This is a genomic window from Tenacibaculum sp. AWR4_210 (assembly GCF_056160945.1).
Map to the genome: position 1 here is coordinate 68,014 of NZ_JBSWYF010000013.1, position 18,679 is coordinate 86,692.

The window sequence follows — 18,679 nt, forward strand, 5'->3', positions numbered from 1 at the left end:
GTGTATTGATAGGTACCCATTTTTTTAAAATGGGTATTTTTGTCTGGAATTTATAAACTTCTAGATTTTGAATAGAAAGATCAAGTTAGTCTGGGACTTTAAAGGTCCTGACGGATTAGAAACAGCCAAGCATCACTGTATCCACCTCAAAGAGTTTGCAGCCATTGATAACCTGCCGTTTCACGAGGTTGCACACGAAACCCTGAACGATATGCACAGCATCGCTTATATTATTGTTGATGAAGCACACATGAAAACATTTAGAGATGCACTAAAGCCCCACCGAGGTTTATTGGCTTAGGCATTTTTGTGCAATACTTTGAGCACAGATAAAGCCGCCTGTCCATGCATTTTGGAAATTGAATCCACCAGTAACAGCATCGATATTTAAGACTTCACCTACAAAATAGAGATTGGAGTGAATTCTACTTTGGAAGTGTTTGAAATCAATTTCCTTGAGGTCAACACCTCCAGCTGTTACAAATTCTTCTTTAAAGGTGGTTCTTCCGTTAGCGTTAAAAGTGCTTTTAGTTAGTGCTGTACTTAGTTGCTGCAGTTGCTTGTTGCTGAGGTCTGCCCATTTTTGATTTGAGCGGATCCCTGCTGCTGTAACAAGGCGTTCCCAAAGTCTTCTCGGAATCTCAGAAAAAGGCGAGCGTAGGGAAATGAGTTTTTTTGCTTCGGTATGTTTTAAATTGATCAATTGCTCTTCGATGTGTTCAGTAGGAAGTCCTAACCAGTTTACCTCTACTTGATATTGGTAGTTTTTATCGGCCAAAATTCGAGCACCAAAAGCGGAGAGTTTTAAAATAGCAGGGCCACTCAATCCCCAATGAGTAATGAGTAAGGGACCTTCATTTTCCAGTTTGGTTCCTAAAATTTTTACACTTGCATGAGGAACAGAAATTCCTCCTAGATCTACGAGGCGTTGATCTTTGATATTAAAAGTAAAGAGCGAGGGAACTGGTGGTACAATACGGTGGTTGAGTTGGTCGTGACACAGGTCCCAAATTTTTTTACTACTTCCAGCAGCCATGACTACAAAGTCGGCTTGATAGGTGGTTGTTTTTGTTTGTACCTGCCACTGATTTTCGAGTTGCTCAACGGTGAGGACTCCCTGATTTTTGTGGACGGTAATTTGCAAATCTCGAACGCATTTTTGAAAACAGTCAATGATGGCTTGCGAGCTATTCGCTTCCGGAAATACGCGATTGTCACCTTCAATTTTTAAAGGAACTCCTTTGGATTCGAACCATTCAAAGGTGTCACCAGTCATGAATTTATGAAAAGGACCTAAGAGTTCTTTTTGTCCTCTTGGATAAAAGGTAACGAGCTCTTTGGGATCAAAACAGGCATGGGTAACATTGCACCTTCCTCCTCCAGAGATTTTAACTTTCTGGAGTACTTCTTTTCCCTTTTCTAACAAGGTTACTTCAAGAGTTGGAAGCTGTTCTTTTAAGTTGATGGCGGTAAAAAAGCCTGCGGCACCACCGCCAATGATAATTACTTTTTTCATGTGCTATAACGCTTGAGTCATATGGTATAAATCGAATCCTTCAGCCCAGTAATTCTCGGTGATTTGTAGGGTTTGAAATCCGAACTTTTGATAAAATTGAAAGGCTACCTGTGAGGTTCGTACTTCCAATATAGCATATTGCTTTGCTTTTTTTACATGCGCAATGCGGTGTTGTACTAACTGTGATCCAATACCGCTGCCGTGAAAATCAGGATGTACCAAATCCCATGATAATCGCGCAGTATTGGTGTTTTTTAGGTAGTTAACTCCTCCGCTTCCAATGAGTTTTCCTTCGTGTTCGTACACAAAGTAATCTTCTCTGCCCTCGTTGAGGTAGGTTTCAAAATCCCGACGTTCCTCTTTGGCGAATGCAGAAGGAATTAACCTATCTATTAAGGCTAAGAGTTGCGGTTGGTCTTGCGGAGTGTAAAGTCGTATCATGTGTTTTATTCGTAACCCAGTATCATTTTTGTGTAGGGTATTACCGTAGTATATCCTTTTTCTTTAAAGTAGGAAACACTAGTACTGTCGCCTGTTGCTAACACAAAGTCACCACCCCAGGCACCTAAGCTTTTTACGGCTCCGTGGTAGTCCGTAAATAACCGCTCTTTTACAGTAGGCTGTTGAATGATATTTCCTATCAGTGTTTCGTGTTCGGTAATAACTTCTGAGAGTTCATCAACATTCTTAGCTTGTATAAAGGCTTCGGTAAGCGCATCAACAGTGGTCAAGTGTCGCTGAATCTCATGGCGTTTTTCCTTGTAGCGAGCAATGCCTTCTCTACTGTTTTGTTTTTGGTTGAGGAACACGAAAAACAACGTATCTGCAAATTCAGGACGGTAGCTAACCTCTGTAGTACTGGGGTCCTGTTCTCCAGTTAATTTGTAACGTATTGGATTGTTATTTTGGGCACAAGCAATGTCGTAACCGCTGCCTGAAAAGGCATTCCACAAAAGTTTAAAAGCATCTACTTTTGCCCAAGTGGCAATATTATTAATCAAGGTAGACGAACTTCCTAGCCCCCAGTTTCTCGGAAACGTCAAATGCGTTTTTACGAGGTACCCTTGATCAGAGTTTAAGAATGCTGGATTTAATTTCCTGGCTTCTTGAAGAATGTTTTGCAGTGTTTCGGCAATAAATTCTGAGCTGCCTTCGCGACTAGAATCAAAGGTTGCCGAGAGCAATCGCAGTTTGGGTAACTCAAATTGAGCTTCGAACCAGCAGGTACCATCAGCGGTAAAACTCCCCCAAATTAACAGAGGGTCATTGATGGGCTCAACAGTTAAGTCTTGCCCAAATACGGTCGGAACCGCTAGGGCATGAGCTCCGTCCAATACCAAGTACTCCCCGGTAAGTAATAATTTCCCGTTACTGTAATATCTCTCCAATTTAACTGCGTAATTTATGAAAGGCCTCTACAACTGCGCTGTGAGAAACCGTTTGATTTTCAAATTGTTTGCTAATGTTTTCTTTTTCTTGTGCTGTGGCTCCTAACTGATTCAATATATTCATGAGGTGCATTTTCATATGCCCGTGTTGGATACCTTTGGTGGTTAAAGCTCTTAAAGCAGCGAAGTTTTGTGCCAAACCAGCAGTGGCCATAATTTCCATAAGTTCGCGTGCACTTGGTTTTCCCATCATGTCTAAAGATAGCTTGGCCATCGGGTGTAGTGCGGTCAATCCACCAACGGTCCCCAAGGCCAATGGAATTTCTATCCAAAAGGTGAAGATACCGTCCTTGATTTCGCAATGTGTTAAACTGCTGTATTGTCCCGATTTTGAAGCGTAAGCATGAGCTCCAGCTTCAATAGCTCTGAAATCATTTCCTGTAGCGAGTACAACCGCGTCAATTCCGTTCATTATTCCCTTGTTATGGGTGACAGCCCTATAGGGTTCTATTTCTGCTATTTTAACTGCTTGTTCAAATTTTCTGGCGAATTTTTCTGGATCATCACCTCCTAAGTCGGCGACTTTACAAGAAACCTCCGAACGAACGACACAGTCAGGAACGTAGTTTGAGAGTATGCTCATGACAATTTCGATATCGTCTTTTCTGAACTGTTTAGCCATGGCTTCCAAACAAGAGTTGATAAAGTTGGCCCCCATAGAATCAACCGTTTCAAAAGTAACGTGTAATTGATAATAGTTCGCTAGAGAAGCTGTTTTGTCGACCAAGGTAATTGATTGAATACCACCACCTCGTTTTTCCATGTTTTTAGTAATGGGAGCTGTTGCTTCGAGTAGCTGAGGTTTTTGCGTTTCGAAATACTGTTGTAATTCGGCTTTGTCACCCTCATACATAAAGTGTACCTGTCCAATTTTGGTGGTCGAAATAACACGAGTTTTAAATCCGCCTCGAGTACTCCAAAATTTTGCCACCAACGATGCTGCTGCTACCACAGAACTCTCCTCAACGACCATAGGAATTACGTGCTCTTTTCCGTTGATAATGAAATTGGGAGCAATACCATAAGGCATATAGAAATTGGTAATGGTGTTTTCTATAAAATCGTCGTGAAGCTGTTGTAGGGCTTCGTCGGAGTTCCAATACTGTCGTATGGTTGTGTGAACCTGGTCTTCATTATTGAAAAAATTACGGGTTAACCACTGTATTTTTTCTTCCTTCGTAAGTTTGGAAAATCCTGAAATCACTTTAGACATTCGCTCTTGATATTTTTTAGTGGGGTCAAAGATAATTGAATCCTGTTAAAATCGCTTTGTTTGTATATATTTCTAAGCTTTTTCAATCAAATTTTAATGAATTTTCCGTAAACTTGGCAAACTTTTTATTTAAACGACAACTAAATATGAAAAAACTGTTAATATTTTTTATTGGAGTTGCTTCTGTTATGCAAGCCCAGCAAAAAGATATAACTCTAGAGGATATATGGAAAAAAGGCACGTTTAGAGCCGATTACATGAATTCATTGAATTCGATGAATGGCGATTTTTATTCGCTTTTAAACTATGAAAACGGAAGCTCTTCCGTTGACAAATACAGTTATGAATCACTGGAAAAAGTGGCGACGATTGTAGACAGTAAAGATTTGGAAAAATTACAGTATTTTCAATCGTATCAATTTAACAACGATGAAACCAAATTAATTTTAGGACTGAACTTCAAACAAATTTTTCGTCGTTCGTTTTTAGGTACCTATTACCTGTACGATATCGCAACAAAAAAATTGTCCTTAATCGGTGAGGATATTCAACGACCAACCTTTTCTCCGGATAGCAAAAAAATTGCCTACGCAAAGGACAATAACTTATACATCAAAGATTTTTCTGAATACGAAACAGTGTTCAAAATCACTACGGATGGAAAGAAAAATGAAATTATCAATGGAATTACAGATTGGGTGTACGAAGAAGAATTCGGATTTGTACGCGCATTCGAGTGGAGTGCTAATAGTAAGCACCTAGCGTATTTGCGTTTTGATGAGAGTCAAGTGAAAACGTTTTCGATGGATATGTACGGTACGGGAAAATACCCAAGTCAACACGTGTTTAAGTACCCTAAGGCAGGAGAGGCTAACGCAAAGGTGAGTCTTCGAATCTTTACTATGGGATCTAACAAGACCGCTGAAATTACAGTGGGAGAATACGAGTATATTCCACGCATAAAATGGACTAAAGAAGCAGCTGTTTTATCAGTGCGTACCCTAAATCGTCATCAAAACGATTTAAGAATGTACTTTGTCAATGCAGAGGACTACAGCAGTAAAATGATCTTAAACGAAAAAGATGCAGCTTATGTTGATGTGACTGATGATTTGACTTTCCTTGCAGACAATAGCTTTCTTTGGACGAGTGAAAAAGATGGATTTAATCATATCTATCACTACGGTAAAGACGGAAATCTAATCAACCAAGTTACTAAAGGACCTTGGGAGGTAACTAAATACTACGGAATTGATACGGAAAAAAATACGATTTTTTATCAATCTGTTGAAAATGGATCGATCAATAGAGGAGTTTACAGCATCGCACTTGACGGAAAAAACAAAAAGTTATTAAGTGAAAAGTCAGGGACAAACAGAGCTTCTTTTAGTAAAAATATGCACTACTTTATCAATACCTTCTCTGATGCCAATACACCTCCAGTGTATACCTTGAGAAATGAGGAAGGAAAGGTGTTGAAAACTATTAAAGACAATGCAGCACTGAAAGCAACGGTAGCTGGTTTCAAATTGTCTAAAAAGGAGTTTTCTACTCTGAATATAAACGGTAATGATGTCAATATGTACATGATTAAGCCTGCTGATTTTGATGCAAACAAGAAGTATCCAGTATTCATGTATCAATATTCTGGTCCTGGTTCGCAAAGTGTTGCCAACAGTTGGAATGGTTCAAACGATTACTGGCATCAAATGTTGGCACAACAAGGAATTATCGTTGTTTGTGTTGACGGAAGAGGAACGGGATACAAAGGACGTGATTTTAAAAAGGTTACGTATATGAACTTGGTAAAACACGAAACGGAAGATCAAATTGCGGCAGCAAAAGAGTTGGCGAAATTACCTTTCGTAGACGGAAACCGCATAGGTATCTGGGGATGGTCTTTCGGAGGTCATATGAGTACCAATTGTTTATTAAAAGGAAACGAGGTGTTTAAAATGGCCATCGCAGTAGCTCCAGTTACTACGTGGCGTTTTTACGACTCAATTTATACAGAGCGTTATATGAGAACTCCTGAGGAAAATCCAAAGGGGTATGACGATAACTCGCCATTAAATTATCCTGAATTGTTAAAAGGAAAGTATTTATTAGTACATGGAACCGGTGACGACAATGTACATGTTCAAAATGCCTACCGTATGGCTGAAGCGCTCATCCAAGCAAACAAGCAGTTTGACTGGGCGATGTATCCGGATAAAAATCACGGAATCTACGGTGGAAATACACGTTATCACCTGTATACTAAAATGACCAACTTTATTAAAAACAATTTATAAAATATAACTTATGGCGAATTCAGTAATTAAACGGCCTTCAGAAAATGAATTCTTGGGGCATCCGGTAGGACTATATGTGCTTTTCTTTGTAGAGATGTGGGAGCGCTTTTCATATTATGGAATGCGAGCAATATTAACCTTGTTTTTAGCAGCTCCTGTACTTCTAGGAGATCCGCAATCGGGCTACGGATGGACCAATGCAGAAACTTTGTCTTTCTACGGTACCTATACGATGTTCGTGTATTTGACCTCTATCCCAGGTGGGTGGATTGCCGATAAATTTATTGGACAGAAGAAAGCCGTAATGCTCGGTGGTTTATTGCTCTGTTTAGGACACGGAGTCTTAGCAATTGATGCGCAATGGGCGTTTTTTACTGGATTGGTATTAATCGTTATCGGAGTTGGATTTTTAAAGCCGAATATCTCAACAATGGTAGGAGGTTTGTATAAAAAAGGAGACGACCGAAGAGATACCGGATTTTATATTTTTTATATAGGAATTAATTTAGGAGCTTTTTTAGGAGCTTTATTAGTAGGAGCTGTGGCCGCAAAATGGGGATGGCACTACGGATTTGGATTGGCTGGAATTGGAATGGCACTCGGACAGCTCGTGTACATGTTCGGGATGAAATACCTAGAAGGCGTAGGTGAGTTTTTGGGGAAAAAAGATTCTCCCGATAAAGAATTGATGAGTAAACCATTGACTTCTGTCGAAAAAGATAGAATGCTCGTAATGTTCTTGTCTTTCTTGATTATTATCGTGTTCTGGGGAGCTTTTGAACAAGCTGGAGGATTGATGAGTTTGTATACGGAGCAAAAGACAGATAGAATGTTGTCTTTTTCTTTACCAATGATCGGTAATGAAGTACCAGCAGCAGTATTCCAGTCTATTAATGCCTTTTTCATTATTGTACTCGGGACTGCAGTAGCGGGATTCTGGACGAAATGGGGAAGAAAAGGGAAAGAATCATCGTCATTGTTTAAAATGGCTATTGGAGTTATTATCATGGGATTCGGTTTCTTTTTTATGAGTAAAGCGAGTATGGAGGTAGTAATGGATGGAGATACAATTACCGAAAAATCAGCGATGATTTGGTTGGTATTGGCCTACCTATTTCATACAATTGGAGAATTGTGTGCTTCGCCAGTGGCACTTTCGTTTATCACGAAATTAGCACCGGTTAAATACGCGTCTTTTATGATGGGAGCTTACTTCGCGGCAACAGGACTTGGAAATAAAGTAGCCGGTTTTGTCGGAGAGTTGTCAGAAGGAGCTGGAGAATTCCAAGTGTTTACAGGAATCGCAATTTTCTGTACCTTATTTGCACTGTTAATTCTAGCTATTTTAAAGCCATTAAAACGATTAACTCATGGTGCTGAAGATATTACAGGTACGAATTATGAAGAAGCAGAAGGATTTGAATTAGCAGATAAAAATTAAATAAAGTAAAGAACAAACCTCATAATTTTATAATTATGAGGTTTGTTATGTTTATAAACTAGATATATATGAATACAAGTATTAGATTTCAAGGTTCTGAAATGAATCGTAAATTACTGATGGGACACCCGTCGGGATTATTTGTGCTGTTTTTTACGGAAATGTGGGAGCGATTCTCGTATTACGGAATGCGTGCAATTTTAGTATTGTTCTTAACGTCTGCCATTACAGGAGATAACCCAGGTTGGGGATGGTCGCGTGAAAATGCTTTAGGGCTCTACGGTACCTATACCATGTTGGTGTACTTTACGCCAATTATCGGAGGCTTACTCGCTGATAAATTGCTAGGATATAGAAAAGCAGTTGCCTTAGGGGCACTGATAATGACGATCGGACATGCTACCATGGCATTGAATACACCTTGGAGTTTGTATATGGGAATCGGATGTTTAGTTGCAGGAAATGGATTGTTTAAGCCGAATATTACTTCGATTATTAATGGTGTTTACAAGTATGCACAAGATAAAAAAGATGGAGCCTTTACCATATTCTATATGGGAGTAAATGCAGGAGCATTTATCGGAATTCTATTGTGTGGTTACGTTGGTGAAACAGCAGGATGGCACTATGGTTTTGGACTCGCAGGAATCTTCATGTTTTTCGGAATGTTACAATTTTGGTTTGCGCAAGGAATTTTTGGGAACATCGGTTTGGCACCTTCTGCTGCGGTAAACTCATCTGATGAGATTGAAACGATCGGTGGAGAAGAAGAAACAACTGCTCGTATTGAAGACGAACCTGTACCAGCAAATGTACAACGTGATCGTTATATAGTAGTGGGTATTTTAGCCTTTTTTACAGTATTCTTCTGGGCGGCATTCGAGCAAGCAGGAGGGTCGATGACAATTTTTGCGAGTGATTATACCAGCAGAGTACTAGAAGGTGATGCTGCCAATATATTCAGAGTAGCGAACACCTTGTTAACAGTAGTTCCTTTGTTGATTATTACCTATGTACTTTTCCAATTATTTAAAATCACGTTTTCTAAATATGCACTGTCAAACATCTTTTTAGGAACGAGTTTCATTATTATTTGGGCCATCGTATTCTGGATGCTAAAAAATCAATTTAGTGATGTGAAAACAGAAGTTCCAGCATCTTGGTTCTCTATTTTAAATTCATTCTATATCATTGCTTTCGCACCGTTAGTTTCTAAGGTTTGGGAAAGTAAGTTTAACCCACCAGCAACGGTAAAATTCGGAATGGGATTAGTGTTGTTAGGTTTAGGTTTTGGTGCTTTAGCTTATGGTTCAGCATCGATTCCGCAAGGAGCGCAAACGGCTTCTGTAAGTATGATTTGGTTGATTATCGCGTACTTCTTGCATACGATTGGTGAACTTTGTTTATCACCAGTTGGATTGTCTTACGTTTCAAAGTTAGTACCTGCTACTAAAATCGGAATGATGTTCGGACTTTGGTATATCGCAGTAGGTATGGGGAACAAAGCAGCTGGATCGATGGGAGGTATGATTGATAAAATTACTGCCCAATACGATATGAGTACGTTCTTCTTAATATTTACCTTGGTGCCTATTGGAGCAGGAATATTACTGATGATTCTGACACCAATGATGAAGAAGTTAATGCACGGTGTAAAATAAGACCGTTCACAATATTTTTAGCAAACCCGTGAAATTTTAATATTTGACGGGTTTTTTTGTAAATTTGGAATAGATATTGAGACCAACAAATCATGAGAACTTTTATTATATCATTTGTAGTTGTACTACTAACTTTTACTGCGCAAGCACAGGATGCCACCAAAAAGACTTCGAAAATTAATTGGCTGAGCTTTGAAGAAGCCGTCGAAAAAAATAAGAAGGATCCTAAACCTATTTTAATTGATATTTATACCGATTGGTGTCATTGGTGTAAAGTAATGGATGATTCTACCTATCAGAATTCTGTGATTGTAGCCATGGTGAATAAGTATTATTATCCGGTGAAATTGAACGGGGAAGAAAAAAAGGATATTACCTACAAAGGAAGAACCTATACCTTTAAAAAACAAGGAAGACGTGGATATCACGAGTTGGCCGCTGCTATCATGAACGGTCAAATGAGTTATCCCTCAACGGCGTTTTTAAATAAGGATGAACAACTCCTCCAAAATGTTCCTGGATATGTTAAAGAAAAGCGTTTTGAGATCATCTTGGCGTATTTTAGCAAAGAAAATTATAAGAATACCTCTTGGAAAGACTTTGAAAAGAATTTTAAGAGCTCAATTTAATACTGAGTTTAAAACGATAATACAAAAGCGCCTTTTTCTGTAGTAGCATGAAAAGGCGTTTTTTGTTGTCTACAGGTTTTTTTCCATCGCTTGATATAACTTTTGTAATTGCTCCCGTCGGCAATAACTAGTTTAGGCCGGAGGGTTTTGAGTAACTTTTCAAGGTGTATCTTGGGGCTTTGTCTCAGGATAACAATGGAATTGGAACTGTAATTAGTAGGGTAGATACCTGATTTTCCCACGATAAAAATAAGGTGATTTGGAATGAGGTAGGCAGCGGTTAGTTTTTGGTATCGTATGGAAGTTGCTGACCATAGTTGATAATTGCGAACTGTTAGGGGATTACGAATCTTGTCACTGCAGTATAGCGTTGTTACCCCCTGCCTTTGGATGCCAATCATACTGCTTGAGTGCTCGTGGAATACGATAAGGCGCTTTGCGTGGATTCGTATGCTCTTCTGGTAAATAGCGCCAAGTTGTAAGAGAAGAACAGCACTTAATAAAAGATAACTTTTGAGCTGACTGTAGTTAAGGAGTAAGAGGTAAAGTAGTAGCTCGATAAGGTATAAAAGTAGTACTGTAGTTTTAGAGATAACTAAGTTTGAAATAATAAAGGTATCGTGGCTCCCCAAACTCATGAGTAACTGATGCAGTCCTCGGCATAAATAGCTGTAAGTGTTAAGTAATACTTCAGGAGGAGCCATAAGGGAAGTAAAAATCAAAAGGAAAGTTCCTATAATTAATATGGCACTTAAAAAAGGAAGGATACATAAGTTGGACAACCAAAAAACAGTTGAAAATTCATGAAAGTAGAATATGATAATCGGAGTAAGAACGACTTGAGTTGCGATAGAAATAGAAAAAGAATTCCACACGATTTTGAGTACGTAATTTTTTGGAGTCCAAAGGTTGGATAGCCTGGGGTAGATTGCTAGAATCCCAATTACGGCCAAAAAACTCAGTTGAAAACTGGTGTTGTACAAGTTCGTCGGGTTGGCGATGAGTAATACCAGCATGGCTAGTATACAGGGCTGGGCCAAATGCACTTGGCGTTTAAAAGCTCGGCTAATATAGATAAAACTCAGGGTAGTCCAGGCCCTAATTGCAGATGGGCTTCCTCCAGAAATGTAAACGTAGATTCCTAAAAGGAGTATGAGAATTAAAACTCTTAGGAGTTGATAAGAACGCTGACCGAAAATTAATTGAAGGAAAAAGCGCAGTAGTTGGGAGAGGATTCCGATATGAAGCCCTGATATTGCTAAGATATGTGCCGCTCCCGCTTGCCGATAGGCTTTAATACTTTGGGGGTTCATAGCGTATCGGTTTCCCAATAATAGCGCACTAGTCATTGGGTATACTATGCTAGTATCAAGTTGAGTTCGTAGCTGCTCTAGTAATTTGTCACGGAAATGTAGGGCATGGATACCTAAATTCGATTCAGAAGGAGACCTAGCAATGAAGGGTAGGTATTTTATATTAAGTAGATGATAAATATGTTGTTTGGCGAGGTGTTTACGATAATTAAATAAACTTGGATTTACAGGATCTCTCAGGGGAATGGGAGTTCCTTTAACATAGAGAATACTTCCTGAGTGCAGTTGTCGAGTATCGTCAAGTGCTTGGTACAATAGAATTTTGCCTATACTAGGTTTTCCATTGGTTTGCTGAACGGTGGCAACAAATTTTCGGTACCGTGCTGTGCTCCTCAGTATGCTATTGACCTTAAGGCTCAGGTAATTGGTTGCTTGCAATTGGTTTTTAAAATACAGAGGTTCGTGTTCAGGTGCCTGATGAAATACCAATAGGATGGCTAAATGAGAGCACAAAACACTTGCTCCTAGCAGAAAGTAAGGAGTACGTTGTGTTCTAAACGAAAAAAATAGGACCAAAGCGGAACAACAGGCGAAGCTAACACCTATGGAAACAGCTGATTTGAAAACTCGTAATTCTTGTTGTAAAAGGTCACCAATAACGTAGAATACAAGTAGGTAAAATGGATAATAATTAACTAAAAATTTCATAGCTTTTTCAAGGTACTAATCTTCTCAGAAAAGTAATACCGTGAATGAAGCAATGGTAGCTGTGGATTAATCGACGCTTATTAAAGTGTCATTCTTAATCTGTTTTATAACAAAGGAGCTTTGGATATTCGAAATGATTTCTAACTGAGACATTTCTTTCAGAACAAAATTTTGATATTCCTTCATGTCCTTTAAAATAATTTTAAGTAGGATGTCAAAACTCCCAGCGATATAGGAAACTTCGACAATTTTTGGAATGGAATTTACGTAATCTTCAAATTTTTTAAATGCATTTTCCTCGTGTTGAACCAAAGTAACTTGACAATAGACAATAAGATTTTTGCCCAGAGATTCCGGGTTGACTATCGCAACGTATTTTTCAATAATTCCACTAGCTTCTATCTTTTTAATACGCTCATGTGTCGGAGTTATGGATAAGTTTATTTGTTGCGCTAGCTGTTTTATCGATTGTTTTCCGTCCTTTTGTAGTGCTTCAATGATTTTTAAATCTGTTTTATCCAAGTTGATCATAGTATTATTTTTTGTAAAAGCTTAAAATACTCAAATACAAAAGTAGTTATTTTTTGTTTAAAGCGTATTTTTTGGTAAAAAATACTTAAGACTTGGGTTGGTTTTGGTTTTTTATTCTTTACTACTAAATTTGAATCAGAAATTATTTATGATGAGCAAAATACAAGAAATATACACGAGAATTAAAGAAAGTTCAGATGCGTTTTTAGGATATCCATTAGCAAAAGATTTTTCATATAGTCAGTTTGCTCCGTTTTTAGATGTCTGTATTAATAATGTGGGAGATCCAGAAGCGAGCTCAACTTTATCAATTGATACCAAAGAGTTGGAGCAAGGTTGTATTGAATTCTTTGCCGAGATGTTGTCAACGTCAATTGATAATGTTTGGGGATATGTAACCAATGGAGGTACTGAAGGAAACTTGTATGGCTTGTACTTAGCGAGGGAATGTTTTCCGGAGGCTGTTGTTTATTACAGTGAATCGACGCACTACAGTGTAAAAAAGAACTTACACCTGTTAAATATGCGAAATATTGTAGTTAGAAGTCAAGATAATGGAGAAATAGATTACCAAGATCTCGAACAAATCTTGACAATTCACCGTGATAAACCGGCTGTATTTTTCTTAAATATCGGAACTACCATGACGGAAGCAGTAGACGATTTAGACAGAATTAAAGAAATCATCCGTAAATATGCAATTAAAGATTATTACATCCACTGTGATGCCGCCTTCTTAGGAACTATTGCACCATTTGTTACGCCAAAACCAAAGTTTGATTTTGCAGAAGGAGTAGATAGTATTGCGATTTCAGGTCATAAGTTCATGGGAGGTCCCATACCTTGTGGAATTGTAATGTGCAAACGTGCTCATAGAAATAGGATCGCGAATTCCATTTCCTACGTGGGAACTTTGGATACAACAATTACGGGTTCGAGAAATGGACTTACCCCGTTATTCCTGTGGGCCTTTTTAGAGAAACACGGAATGGAAGGACTTAAAAAGAGAGTAGAAAACTCGCAGCAGTTAGCGAAGTATACCGAAGAAAAGTTAAATGAGCTAGGAGGGAACGCTTGGAGAAACAAAGAAGCCCTGACGGTAGTTTTCGATAAACCATCAGAAGCAATATGTGAAAAGTACCAACTGGCATCAGAGAATGATATAGCACATATTATTTGTGTACCAGGATTAGAGAAAGAACGAATCGATGCTTTTTTAATGGATTTAGAGCAAGAAATACGTGAACATAACACAGCAGCATTAGAGGTTATGGCCTAGTATAAGATTCGTAGAAGTTTATCTCAATAAAAAACGCTCCCATGTGGAGCGTTTTTTTATGCTGGTATTTATACACCGCGTTGCTTATTAATTTCGTCTTGAAGCTTACGACGCAGTTGCTGTTCTTTCTCGAGTGATTTCCTTTTGTGCTGTTCAAACTCTTGTTCAATCTCTTCGTAGAGTTGTTTGGTTTCTTTAGTAACCGTGTTACTATTTTTAAAACTGTAGATAAAATACAACAATAATCCGAGTAAGCTGAAAATTAAAATCCAAACAGTGAGTTTGTACTTTGATTTCGTCAGTTCTAGACCTAAGAAATCAATTAAATTTTCTTTCTCAGAAGAGCTGGTTAACTGATTGTTGAGTGAGTTGATTTGCTGTTCTAATTCACCGATGCGTTTTTGCTGTTTATCTAGGCTAGTTCGGTGATTTTTAATCGTTGACTTTAGTCCTTTTATACTGTCTAAAACGTTTTTCTGAATTTGAGTAAAGGCTGTTTTCTTAACAACTTTATACTGTTGGTAACTTCCTGATTTTTTATAAAGTTCTTCAAATTGTTCTCGGACGCTACCGCTTGAATTTTGTGCCATTGCTTGTGGGGCAAAGGCCATGAAACTAAGGGAAAAAAATACGATGATTTTCAATAATCTCATAAATAGTGTAATTTATTTAGCTGTAAATAGTTTGTTTAAAAAAACCCAAACGATACGTTTGGGTTTTTAGTATAAGCAAGGTTGTGAAACTTATTTTACTTTCTCTACAATGGCCTTAAAAGCTTCTGGGTGGTTCATAGCTAAATCAGCTAAAACCTTACGGTTTAACTCGATTTCGTTAGCTTTAACTTTCCCCATAAACTGAGAGTAAGACATTCCGTACTGACGTGCTCCAGCGTTAATACGTTGGATCCATAATGAACGGAAATTTCTCTTATTGTTTTTACGGTCTCTGTAAGAATATAACATTCCTTTTTCAACCGCATTCTTTGCTACTGTGTATACGTTCTTTCTACGTCCAAAGTAACCTTTTGCTTGCTTCAAGATTTTCTTTCTTCTATTTCTTGAAGCTACTGAATTTACTGATCTTGGCATAATTCAAATGTTTTTGTAGTAGGCGACTTTTTCAAGTACTTGTTGAGCCTAACTCCATGGTTAATAATTAATTTTACTACCTAGCGAACGCTTAGTTTATTTTAATACTAATTGTTGCTTAATGTTTGCTTCATCAGACTTGTGTACTAATGTAGCGTGTGTCAATGCAAGCTTACGTTTCTTAGACTTCTTTGTTAAGATGTGACTCTTAAACGCGTGCTTTCTTTTGATTTTTCCAGAACCAGTTAACTTAAAACGTTTCTTGGCACTAGATTTAGTTTTGATTTTAGGCATCTTTGTTTTGCGTTTTTATCTTGCTTATAATTCTATTATTTCGTCTTCTTAGGAGCTATAAACATAATCATACGCTTACCTTCTAATTTAGGCATTTGCTCAACCTTTCCGTATTCTTCGAGTTCCTGTGCTAATTTTAATAATAAAATTTGCCCCTGTTCCTTGAAGATGATTGAACGACCTTTAAAGAATACAAACGCTTTCAGCTTTGCTCCATCTTGTAAAAATTTGATAGCGTGTTTCTTTTTAAATTCATAATCGTGCTCATCAGTTTGAGGGCCGAAACGAATTTCTTTCACAACTACCTTAGTAGCTTTTGCTTTTAAAGCTTTTTCACGTTTCTTTTGCTCATACAAGAATTTCTTGTAATCGATAACTTTACAAACAGGAGGCTTCGCTTTTGGTGAAATTTCTACCAAGTCTAATTCTTGTTCACGAGCAATCTCTTTAGCTTTTGCTAATGAGTAAATTCCTACTTCTACGTTATCTCCTACGAGACGTACTTCATCAACATATTTAATCTTTTCGTTGATTCTATGCTGATCTTCTTTAATGATTCTGGCTGGTCTACGACCACCTCTTTTTTTAATAGCTATGACGTTAAAATTTAAAAATTACTATCTATTTATTACTTACTTTCCAAAAGGAACTAGGGTTTTGCTTACTTCGTCATTTATCAATGAAATAAATGCTTCCGTACTAAACGATCCCAAGTCGCCTTCTCCATGTTTCCTTACAGAAACTGTACCTTCTTCTTCCTCTTTCTCACCTACAATAATCATAAACGGTATCTTACTCACTTCGGCATCGCGAATTTTTCTACCTGTCTTTTCATTACGATCGTCTATGAGGGCGCGAATTTCGGAATTTTCTAACAAATGTAAAACTTTTTCGGCATAATTTTGATATTTCTCGCTGATTGGCAGTATAATAACTTGCTCAGGAGTTAACCAAAGTGGGAATTTACCTCCCGTATGCTCGAGTAAAACTGCAATGAATCGCTCCATGGAACCAAAAGGTGCACGGTGGATCATTACAGGTCTATGAAGTTGGTTGTCAGTACCTTTGTAGGTCAATTCAAAACGCTTAGGTAAGTTGTAATCAACTTGAATAGTCCCTAATTGCCAGCTTCTTCCTAGAGCATCCTTTACCATAAAGTCAAGCTTAGGTCCGTAGAATGCCGCCTCACCTTCTTCGATAACAAAGTCAAGACCTTTGTCCTTCGCTGCGTTGATAATCGCGTTTTCTGCAATTTCCCAAGTGTCACTATCTCCAATGTATTTGTCCAAGTTCTCCATATCACGAATCGATACCTGCGCTTTGAAGTTCTCAAAGCCTAACGATCCAAATACGTAAAGTACAAGGTCAATCACGTTTTTGAATTCTGAGTCTAATTGCTCTGGAGTACAGAAAATATGTGCGTCATCCTGCGTGAACCCGCGTACACGCGTTAATCCGTGGAGTTCTCCACTTTGCTCGTAACGATAAACAGTTCCGAATTCTGCAAAACGCTTAGGTAAGTCTTTATAAGAATAAGGCTTATAAGCAAATACTTCACAGTGGTGTGGACAGTTCATAGGTTTGAGTAAAAACTCCTCATCCGCTTTTGGCGTAGTGATTGGTTGGAAACTGTCTTCCCCGTATTTTGCGTAATGCCCCGATGTTTCGTAAAGTTCTTTTTGCCCGATATGTGGTGTCATCACCATTTCATATCCAGCTTGCTTTTGTGCCTTCTTTAAAAAGTCTTCCAGCCTGTTTCTCAATGCAGCTCCTTTAGGAAGCCATAAAGGAAGTCCTTGTCCTACGCGCTGAGAAAATGTGAACAATTCTAATTCTTTCCCTAGCTTTCGGTGGTCACGCTTTTTAGCTTCTTCTAAAAGCTCTAAATATTGTTTTAATTCTTTTTGTTTAGGGAATGAGATTCCGTAAACTCGAGTTAATTGATTGTTTTTTTCATCTCCACGCCAATAAGCACCAGCGACGTTCATGATTTTTACGGCTTTAATCAAACCAGTGTGAGGAATGTGACCTCCTCTACATAAATCAGTAAAGTCACTGTGGTCGCAAAATGTGATATCTCCATCTTCTAATCCTTCTATTAACTCAACTTTATAAGCGTTGTTGCGCTCCTGATAGTAGGCAAGAGCATCGGCCTTCGAAATAGAACGCATTTTAAATTCCGCCTTTTCTCTAGCGAGTTCTAAGAATTTCTTCTCGATCGCAGGGAAGTCTTTCTCTGAGAGTGTGTCCTCACCCAAATCTAAGTCGTAGTAGAACCCATTATCAATAGCTGGTCCAATAGTTAATTTAGCATTCGGATAGAATGTTAAGATAGCTTGTGCTAAAACGTGAGCAGACGAGTGCCAAAATGCTTTTTTTCCAGCATCGTCATTGAAAGTATATAAAACTAATGACCCATCGGTGGTCAAAGGTGTGGTCGTTTCTACTGTGGTTCCGTTAAAACTCGCTGATATTACGTTGCGAGCTAACCCTTCACTAATACTTTTTGCCACGTCAATAGCCGTGCTATTCACTTCGAATTCCTTGACACTTCCGTCTGGTAATGTAATTTTAATCATTATTATGTTATATATAGTTATACTTAATTTCCCTACAAGTGGAAATTTTCGAGCTGCAAAGATATTGTAAAAGCGCTTTTTGAACAATTATATTAATGATAAATAATAAAAGAGAATCCAAAGAGTGTTGTATCGTGTAATAATAGTAAAGAAGGATGTAGTTTCCTGAGGGTATTTGCAGAGAAGCGTTCAGTAAAGAGTGTGTTTGAGACAATGAGTATTTTTTTTAAGGAGGTAAGTGGTTGTTGGCTAAATAATTGAGCGATTACCGGAGGTTTTGAACTAAAATTATTAGCAAAAACCCATTGTCAATTCAAAAAGAGCTTCTATATTTGCACCCGCTAACGGAAAAACGCAAGTTTGAAAAGTAGCAAAGTTCATTAAAATATCGTGGCAAAGAGAGGTTAAGAAAAGATTAAAAATAAGTTTCAAAAAACTTGTATAAGTCGAAAAGAAGTGAGTATCTTTGCAGTCCGATTTTCACAGGAAAAACAAAGTGTTTGGTTAGTGAAAAGAAGAAAAAAAACTTCAAAAAAGTTTTTGCAGAAACGAAAAGGTTTTGTAGTTTTGCATCCGCTTTTGAGAGCAACACGGTCTAAGAAATTTTGGAAAGGTTTAAAAAAAATCAGTTAGTTCGATTCTAACATTTCTACAAGAGGTTAACGAGAGTTAACAAAGTTCATTG

The 18,679-nt window shown here is 38.0% G+C and carries 17 protein-coding genes; 6 read left to right on the top strand and 11 right to left on the bottom strand.

The window, feature by feature from the left end; translation table 11 throughout:
• The first annotated feature begins 67 nt into the window (after positions 1-67).
• Positions 68-301 carry a hypothetical protein gene (locus ACXAG7_RS18480; RefSeq protein WP_408045255.1) on the top strand — a complete coding sequence of 78 codons (234 nt, stop codon included), beginning with the start codon at positions 68-70 and terminating at the stop codon, positions 299-301.
• Here the strand turns inward: ACXAG7_RS18480 and ACXAG7_RS18485 are convergent.
• From ACXAG7_RS18485 to ACXAG7_RS18500, 4 genes are read right to left on the bottom strand one after another with little or no spacing between them, the layout of a single operon-like run.
• Complete coding sequence (locus tag ACXAG7_RS18485; protein ID WP_408045254.1) at positions 290-1,516, bottom strand: BaiN/RdsA family NAD(P)/FAD-dependent oxidoreductase; 1,227 nt, start codon at positions 1,514-1,516, stop codon at positions 290-292. The two genes, ACXAG7_RS18480 and ACXAG7_RS18485, sit on opposite strands and share 12 nt — an antisense overlap.
• Positions 1,517-1,519: 3 nt before the next feature.
• A complete protein-coding gene (locus ACXAG7_RS18490) occupies positions 1,520-1,957 on the bottom strand; it encodes a GNAT family N-acetyltransferase (protein WP_476667740.1) in 438 nt (145 codons plus the stop codon).
• Between the two features lie 5 nt (positions 1,958-1,962).
• Positions 1,963-2,904: a GYDIA family GHMP kinase gene (locus ACXAG7_RS18495; protein WP_476667741.1), complete on the bottom strand. Its 942-nt coding sequence runs from the start codon at positions 2,902-2,904 to the stop codon at positions 1,963-1,965.
• 1 nt (position 2,905) lies between these two features.
• The gene (locus ACXAG7_RS18500; protein ID WP_476667742.1) at positions 2,906-4,177 is read right to left on the bottom strand and encodes a hydroxymethylglutaryl-CoA reductase, degradative; all 1,272 of its coding nucleotides are present in this window, start codon (positions 4,175-4,177) and stop codon (positions 2,906-2,908) included.
• 146 nt (positions 4,178-4,323) lie between these two features.
• Between ACXAG7_RS18500 and ACXAG7_RS18505 the strand changes: the two genes are divergently transcribed.
• The 4 genes from ACXAG7_RS18505 (at position 4,324) to ACXAG7_RS18520 (ending at position 10,202) form a co-directional block, all read left to right on the top strand.
• Entirely contained in the window at positions 4,324-6,471 is a 2,148-nt protein-coding gene (locus ACXAG7_RS18505; protein ID WP_408045250.1) for a S9 family peptidase, read from the top strand.
• 10 nt (positions 6,472-6,481) lie between these two features.
• Positions 6,482-7,912 carry a peptide MFS transporter gene (locus ACXAG7_RS18510; RefSeq protein WP_476667743.1) on the top strand — a complete coding sequence of 477 codons (1,431 nt, stop codon included), beginning with the start codon at positions 6,482-6,484 and terminating at the stop codon, positions 7,910-7,912.
• Between the two features lie 68 nt (positions 7,913-7,980).
• Positions 7,981-9,573, top strand: coding sequence for a peptide MFS transporter (locus ACXAG7_RS18515; protein WP_476667744.1), 1,593 nt, complete (start codon positions 7,981-7,983; stop codon positions 9,571-9,573).
• 92 nt (positions 9,574-9,665) lie between these two features.
• Positions 9,666-10,202: a thioredoxin family protein gene (locus ACXAG7_RS18520; RefSeq protein WP_408045247.1), complete on the top strand. Its 537-nt coding sequence runs from the start codon at positions 9,666-9,668 to the stop codon at positions 10,200-10,202.
• A gap of 8 nt (positions 10,203-10,210) precedes the next feature.
• On the opposite strand, the gene ACXAG7_RS18525 is transcribed toward ACXAG7_RS18520, so the two are convergent.
• Together ACXAG7_RS18525 and ACXAG7_RS18530 are read right to left on the bottom strand one after the other, a co-directional pair.
• Positions 10,211-12,223 (bottom strand): ComEC/Rec2 family competence protein, encoded by a 2,013-nt coding sequence (locus ACXAG7_RS18525; RefSeq protein WP_476667745.1) that lies wholly within the window; start codon positions 12,221-12,223, stop codon positions 10,211-10,213.
• Positions 12,224-12,289: 66 nt separating this feature from the next.
• Positions 12,290-12,754 (bottom strand): Lrp/AsnC family transcriptional regulator, encoded by a 465-nt coding sequence (locus tag ACXAG7_RS18530; protein WP_408045245.1) that lies wholly within the window; start codon positions 12,752-12,754, stop codon positions 12,290-12,292.
• 148 nt (positions 12,755-12,902) lie between these two features.
• Here ACXAG7_RS18530 and ACXAG7_RS18535 point away from each other — a divergent pair, with 148 nt between their 5' ends.
• Positions 12,903-14,033, top strand: a complete 1,131-nt coding sequence (locus ACXAG7_RS18535; protein ID WP_408045244.1) for a histidine decarboxylase — start codon at positions 12,903-12,905, stop codon at positions 14,031-14,033.
• 68 nt (positions 14,034-14,101) lie between these two features.
• On the opposite strand, the gene ACXAG7_RS18540 is transcribed toward ACXAG7_RS18535, so the two are convergent.
• From ACXAG7_RS18540 to thrS, 5 genes are all read right to left on the bottom strand, one after another.
• Positions 14,102-14,686 (bottom strand): tRNA (guanine-N1)-methyltransferase, encoded by a 585-nt coding sequence (locus ACXAG7_RS18540; protein WP_476667746.1) that lies wholly within the window; start codon positions 14,684-14,686, stop codon positions 14,102-14,104.
• A gap of 90 nt (positions 14,687-14,776) precedes the next feature.
• Positions 14,777-15,121 (bottom strand): 50S ribosomal protein L20, encoded by a 345-nt coding sequence (gene rplT, locus ACXAG7_RS18545; protein ID WP_408045242.1) that lies wholly within the window; start codon positions 15,119-15,121, stop codon positions 14,777-14,779.
• A gap of 96 nt (positions 15,122-15,217) precedes the next feature.
• Entirely contained in the window at positions 15,218-15,415 is a 198-nt protein-coding gene (rpmI, locus tag ACXAG7_RS18550) for a 50S ribosomal protein L35 (protein WP_028891165.1), read from the bottom strand.
• Between the two features lie 35 nt (positions 15,416-15,450).
• Entirely contained in the window at positions 15,451-15,969 is a 519-nt protein-coding gene (gene infC, locus ACXAG7_RS18555; protein ID WP_408045320.1) for a translation initiation factor IF-3, read from the bottom strand.
• Positions 15,970-16,047: 78 nt separating this feature from the next.
• Complete coding sequence (thrS, locus tag ACXAG7_RS18560; RefSeq protein ID WP_476667747.1) at positions 16,048-17,994, bottom strand: threonine--tRNA ligase; 1,947 nt, start codon at positions 17,992-17,994, stop codon at positions 16,048-16,050.
• Between the last annotated feature and the right edge of the window lie 685 nt (positions 17,995-18,679).

Bases quoted from the DNA above. Each gene is read 5' to 3' on its own strand.
- ACXAG7_RS18485 (WP_408045254.1), bottom strand. From the start codon at position 1,516: ATGAAAAAAGTAATTATCATTGGCGGTGGTGCCGCAGGCTTTTTTACC.
- ACXAG7_RS18490 (WP_476667740.1), bottom strand. From the start codon at position 1,957: ATGATACGACTTTACACTCCGCAAGACCAACCGCAACTCTTAGCCTTA.
- ACXAG7_RS18500 (WP_476667742.1), bottom strand. From the start codon at position 4,177: ATGTCTAAAGTGATTTCAGGATTTTCCAAACTTACGAAGGAAGAAAAA.
- ACXAG7_RS18505 (WP_408045250.1), top strand. From the start codon at position 4,324: ATGAAAAAACTGTTAATATTTTTTATTGGAGTTGCTTCTGTTATGCAA.
- ACXAG7_RS18510 (WP_476667743.1), top strand. From the start codon at position 6,482: ATGGCGAATTCAGTAATTAAACGGCCTTCAGAAAATGAATTCTTGGGG.
- ACXAG7_RS18515 (WP_476667744.1), top strand. From the start codon at position 7,981: ATGAATACAAGTATTAGATTTCAAGGTTCTGAAATGAATCGTAAATTA.
- ACXAG7_RS18520 (WP_408045247.1), top strand. From the start codon at position 9,666: ATGAGAACTTTTATTATATCATTTGTAGTTGTACTACTAACTTTTACT.
- ACXAG7_RS18525 (WP_476667745.1), bottom strand. From the start codon at position 12,223: ATGAAATTTTTAGTTAATTATTATCCATTTTACCTACTTGTATTCTAC.
- ACXAG7_RS18530 (WP_408045245.1), bottom strand. From the start codon at position 12,754: ATGATCAACTTGGATAAAACAGATTTAAAAATCATTGAAGCACTACAA.
- ACXAG7_RS18535 (WP_408045244.1), top strand. From the start codon at position 12,903: ATGATGAGCAAAATACAAGAAATATACACGAGAATTAAAGAAAGTTCA.
- ACXAG7_RS18540 (WP_476667746.1), bottom strand. From the start codon at position 14,686: ATGAGATTATTGAAAATCATCGTATTTTTTTCCCTTAGTTTCATGGCC.
- rplT (WP_408045242.1), bottom strand. From the start codon at position 15,121: ATGCCAAGATCAGTAAATTCAGTAGCTTCAAGAAATAGAAGAAAGAAA.
- rpmI (WP_028891165.1), bottom strand. From the start codon at position 15,415: ATGCCTAAAATCAAAACTAAATCTAGTGCCAAGAAACGTTTTAAGTTA.
- thrS (WP_476667747.1), bottom strand. From the start codon at position 17,994: ATGATTAAAATTACATTACCAGACGGAAGTGTCAAGGAATTCGAAGTG.